Source organism: Pseudovibrio flavus (assembly GCF_009711345.1).
GTDB lineage: Bacteria > Pseudomonadota > Alphaproteobacteria > Rhizobiales > Stappiaceae > Pseudovibrio > Pseudovibrio flavus.
In genome coordinates this window covers 1-5,252 of record NZ_SMMA01000033.1, presented here as the reverse complement: position 1 = coordinate 5,252, position 5,252 = coordinate 1, and the positions used below count along the sequence as shown (strand labels likewise).

General features: G+C 53.8%; 4 protein-coding genes. 1 reads left to right on the top strand and 3 read right to left on the bottom strand.

What is annotated here, in order from left to right:
* Positions 1 to 181: 181 nt before the first annotated feature.
* On the bottom strand, positions 182 to 2,383 hold the full coding sequence (locus E1162_RS00175) for a 3-hydroxyacyl-CoA dehydrogenase NAD-binding domain-containing protein (RefSeq protein ID WP_155125419.1): 2,202 nt from the start codon (positions 2,381 to 2,383) through the stop codon (positions 182 to 184).
* Between the two features lie 14 nt (positions 2,384 to 2,397).
* Entirely contained in the window at positions 2,398 to 3,609 is a 1,212-nt protein-coding gene (locus tag E1162_RS00170) for an acetyl-CoA C-acetyltransferase (RefSeq protein WP_155125418.1), read from the bottom strand.
* A 209-nt stretch (positions 3,610 to 3,818) separates the two neighbouring features.
* On the opposite strand from E1162_RS00170, the gene E1162_RS00165 reads away from it, so the two are divergent.
* On the top strand, positions 3,819 to 4,661 hold the full coding sequence (locus tag E1162_RS00165) for a pentapeptide repeat-containing protein (protein WP_257098532.1): 843 nt from the start codon (positions 3,819 to 3,821) through the stop codon (positions 4,659 to 4,661).
* Between the two features lie 68 nt (positions 4,662 to 4,729).
* Here the strand turns inward: E1162_RS00165 and E1162_RS00160 are convergent.
* A partial coding sequence (locus E1162_RS00160; RefSeq protein ID WP_257098531.1) for an NAD(P)(+) transhydrogenase (Re/Si-specific) subunit beta occupies positions 4,730 to 5,252 on the bottom strand: 523 nt, incomplete at its 5' end.

Sequence of the window (5,252 nt, the reverse complement as noted above, 5' to 3'; positions counted from 1 at the left end):
GTAGGTTCAAATCCTACCCCCGCAACCAAATTCAAAACCCACCAGCTTAGCGCTAGTGGGTTTTTTCGTTTCTGGGATCAGACTAATGGGGCTGGACCTCGAAACTACCGAGATGGCACCTAGCAAAGAAAAACGCCGCGAGAGATCGCGGCGTTTGGTGTTTGTATAGAACATTGGATAATTAGGCAGCTTTGGCTGTTCCGAAGCGCCCGTAGAAGGTCTCGCCTTTTGCTGCCATTTCTTCAAGAAGAGCAGGTGCTTTAAAGCGAGGGCCATACTGGTCCTCAAGGTTTTTGCAGATCTCTACAGCTCTGGCCGCTCCAATCATATCCAGCCAGCTGAACGGACCGCCGGACCAAGGCATGAAGCCCCAGCCAAGGATCGCACCCACATCGCCTTCGCGGATATCTTCCAGAACGCCACCTTCCAATGCACGCACTGCTTCCAGAACCTGTGCCATGATCATGCGATGCTGAACGGTAGAGAGTTCTGGCTGTACATCTGCTTCAGGCCACTGCTCAGCAAGGCCTTCCCAAAGCTGGGTCCGCTTACCTTTCGCGTCGTAGTCGTAGAAGCCAGCGCTGGATTTACGACCCAAACGGCCCTGTTCGTACAAGGCGATTGTTACATCGTCCGCAACACTGGCGTCATATGCAGAGCCCATTGCGGCCTTGGTTGCCGTCATGATCTTGTAGCCAAGGTCAATGGATGTCTCGTCAACCAACTGAAGCGGGCCAAGAGGCATACCAAGCAGCTTGGCGCCGTTTTCGATCAGCGCTGGGTTTACGCCTTCACCGACCATGCGCAAACCTTCGTTGAGGTAAGGGATGATGCAGCGGTTAGCATAGAAGAAACGCTCGTCATTAACGACGATCGGTGTCTTCTTGATCTGGCGTACAAAGTCCAGCGCTTTGGCAACAGCTTCTTTGCCGGTTTTCTTACCCTTGATGATCTCTACGAGCATCATCTTGTGAACTGGAGAGAAGAAGTGAATGCCGATAAAACGTTCATCGTTGTGGCTTGCTTTAGCCAGCTCCGTGATTGGCAGCGTAGAGGTGTTGGTTGCGAAGATGGCGTTTTCTGGGAGGTTCGCTTCTGCAGCCTTTGTTACTTCTGCCTTCACGCCCACATCTTCAAATACGGCCTCTACGATGAGATCGCAGCCAGATAGGTCCGCATAAGAAGTTGTTGTGTGGATGCGGCTTAGCACCTCTTCCTTTTTCTCAGGCGTAACTTTCTTGCGCTTGATACCGCCATCAAGAATGCCTGCCGCGTGGGCTTTACCCTTTTCGGTTGCTTCTTCAGTTGTATCGAGGAGGACAACTTCAATGCCGGCGTTAGCAGAAACATAGGCAATGCCTGCGCCCATCATGCCTGCACCTAGCACGCCGACTTTCTTTACCGACATGTCCGGCACACCCGCTGGACGGACGGCGCCTTTCTCAAGAGCTTCTTTGTTTACAAAGAGGGACTTGATCATCGCGGATGAGGACGGGTTCATCAGTACGTTGGTGAACCAGCGCGCCTCGATCTTAAGACCTGCATCGAACGGCACTTGAGCGCTTTCATAGAGCACAGAGGTTGCTGCTTTAGCCGCTGGATAGACGCCTTGGGTTTTGCCAAGGACGACGGCGCTCATGCCCACATAGGTCATGAAGCCTGCAGGATGGTAAGGCCCGCCGCCCGGAATTTTGAAGCCTTTGGCATCCCATGGCTTCACAATATCAGCGTCTTTTGCGTTCTTGACCCATTCTTTCGCAGCAGAGAGCAGCTCGTCCGCTGGAACGACTTCATCAACCACGCCCTGAGCCTTGGCCTTTTTCGGGTCAAGCATCTTGCCTTCAAGGATAAGGGAAGAGGCTGCCATAGCGCCAAGTTTCAAGCCGAGGCGTACGGTGCCGCCGCCACCCGGGAAGATGCCGACGAGGATTTCCGGTAGACCGATCTTTGCCTTCGGATTGTCAGCGACGAAGATACGGTGACAGGCAAGAGGCAGTTCCAGACCAAGACCAAGGCCTGTACCTGGAAGTGCTGCTGCAATAGGTTTGCCGCCCTTGTTGGTTTTCGGATCAAGGCCAGCGCGTTCGATTTTACGGAACAGCTGGTGAATGCGCATGATGCCGTTGAACACGTTCTCGGCAGGATTCTCGCCGCCAGCATGGCGCATATCGGAGAGAACGTTGAGGTCCATACCAGCGGCAAAGTCTTTCTTGCCGGAGGTAATGACCGCGCCCTTGATTGCATCATCGGTGAGAACGCGATCGACGAGTTCGTTTAGAAGCTCAAGGCCTTCAAGAGAGCCCACATTCATGGATTTGCCAGCAACATCCCACGTAATGGTGGCAATGCCGTCGGCGTCTACGTCAAAATGAAAATCAGCCATCGTGTTGCCCTCCCTTATACGCGTTCGATGATGGTTGCAGCGCCCATGCCAGCGGCGACGCACAAGGTTGCCAGTGCTGTGCCTTTACCGGTGCGCTCCAGTTCATCAAGAGCCGTGCCGATGATCATCGCGCCGGTTGCGCCCAGTGGGTGACCCATGGCGATTGCACCGCCGTTCACGTTGACCTTGCTGTGGTCCACATCAAACGCCTGCATGAAGCGCAGCACGACCGCCGCGAAAGCTTCGTTGACTTCGAACAGATCAATGTCGGAGATGGTCATGCCGCTCTCGCGCAGGATCTTTTCAGTAACCGGAACAGGACCGGTGAGGTTGATGGTTGGGTCCGTGCCGATTTTAGCAGTGGAGCGGATGCGGGCGCGCGGCTTGAGGCCCATCTTGTCACCAAACTCTCGGGAGCCGATGAGAAGCGCTGCTGCACCATCTACGATACCGGAAGAGTTACCTGCGTGGTGAACATGGTTGATCTTCTCAAGATGCGGGTACTTCATGAGAGCCAGATTGTCGAAGCCCGGCATGACCTCGCCCATATCCTTAAAGGCTGCTTTCAGAGCGCCCATTGCCTGCATATCGGTGCCCGGACGCATATATTCGTCGCGGTCAAGAATAGTGATGCCGTTCTGGTCTTTTACCGGCACGATAGACTTGGCGAAACGGTTCTCTTCCCATGCCAGAGCGGCGCGGCGCTGGCTTTCTACTGAGTAGAGATCGCAGTCATCGCGGGAGAAACCGTATTCGGTGGCGATGATATCGGCGGAAATGCCCTGCGGTACAAAGTAGGTCTTCATAGCAAGGTATGGGTCAGCAGCCATTGCGCCGCCGTCAGAGCCCATCGGCACGCGGCCCATCATCTCCACGCCGCCCGCTACGTAGGCTTCACCTGCGCCGCCCTTAATCTGGTTTGCGGCAAGGTTTACCGCTTCCATGCCGGATGCACAGAAACGGTTGATGGAAAGGCCCGGTACCTGCTCGTCGTAGTCAGAATACAAAACCGAAGCGCGGGCAAGGCAAGCGCCCTGTTCTCCAACTTGGGTGACGTTGCCCCACACAACGTCCTCAATCTCGCGTGTTGTGAGGTTGTTCCGCTCTTTCAAGGCATTGAGGACGAAGGCAGACAAGCGAACGGAGGTGACCTCCTGCAGGCTACCGTCCTTGCGGCCCTTACCCCGTGGCGAACGGATCGCGTCATAAATATAGGCTTCAGACATGGTTTCCCTCTAAACATCGATATCCAGATGCAAGGCCGGTTGCCCTGCCGACGGTATCGCCGTGACACTGCAATAAAACGAACAGAGCGTTGGTTTCTTGAGGTGTCCCTTCCCAGCTGGATAACTCAAATTAGCAACAGTATGCGACGAGCTTACGTTTTGGGCAACTAAGACAAAGAGGGCAAAAATGATATGAAATGCGCCTCTTGATGGATATGTCTTCCATCCCATGCTACGCCTTTTCACTCTTTGCTCTGCATTACCGAAGGCTGCCGAATCCAATGCAACGACTCAATCAAGATCAGTTTCGAAGATACATTAAGCACGAAGAAGTGCTTATGGGCTTTGATCTAACAGGCATTGATTTTTCTGAAGCAGCTTTGGACGGCGCACGATTTAAAAAATGTTTCGTGGGTGAGAGGGGAAGTCTCACAGAGGCAGACCTGAGTGATACGCTTTGGGAAGACTGCATATTCACCGGAACGTCTTTTCGAAGCTGCGAGCTTAACGATGCGCAGTTCAAGAATTGCCGGTTCTATGATCCCTCGCAAAAAGCTGGCAGTAGCTTCTGGAATTGTGAGCTGAACAGTAGTCAATTCACAAACTGTGACTTGCAGCTCAGCCAGTTTGAGGGATCGTCTCTTTATGGCGCGGTTTTCAGCGATTGCATGATGCGCGGTTCAAGCTTTGTTGATTGTGAGTTCTCGCGCCGGTTTTCTCGTGGGGTCTTAAAGAGCCACATCGCGTTTAAAGAGTGTGATTTGGCCTACGCGTCTTTGACAGAGTTGGTTCTGCCTTTTGCGGTGTTCAAAGGCACCAATTTATCAGGTGCGGATCTTTCGCGTAGCGATCTATCGGGCACCAACTTTTCTGCTTGCAATCTAAACAGTGCGGAGCTGCAAGACGCTGATCTTACCAAGGCGAACCTGAAAGGGGCGAAGCTGCTGGGGCTCGATCTTCGTAGGCTCAAAGGCTATCGGGGTATGACGGTGTCTGCCGATCAACAACATCATTTGCTGATGGCCATGGGGCTTGATATCAGCGGCGATTGAAGCAGCTCTAAACGGCAAAGCCCCCGTTTATGGCGGGGGCTTTGTTGTTTTTGTTTGTGGTGCTTTGGTTAGTCGACGAGCTGGAGCAGCTTGTCGATGGAACCTTTCGCATCACCATAGTACATGCGGCTGTTTTCTTTGTAGAACAGCGGGTTCTCGATACCGGAGTAACCGGTGCCCTGACCACGCTTGGAGATAAACACCTGCTTGGCCTTCCACACTTCCAGAACCGGCATACCGGCGATTGGCGAGTTCGGATCTTCCTGAGCCGCCGGGTTCACAATATCGTTTGCGCCGATAATGATGACCACGTCGGTGTTCGGGAAGTCGTCGTTGATCTCGTCCATTTCCAGAACGATGTCGTAAGGCACCTTGGCTTCAGCGAGCAACACGTTCATGTGGCCCGGCAAACGGCCCGCCACTGGGTGGATCGCAAAGCGGACTTCCTTGCCCTTGGCGCGCAGGCGCTTGGTGAGCTCGGAAACAGACTGCTGAGCCTGTGCTACCGCCATACCGTAACCCGGTACGATTACGATGCTGTCAGCTTCTTTCAGCGCTTCGGCCACATAGTCAGCCTCAGCTGGAACCATC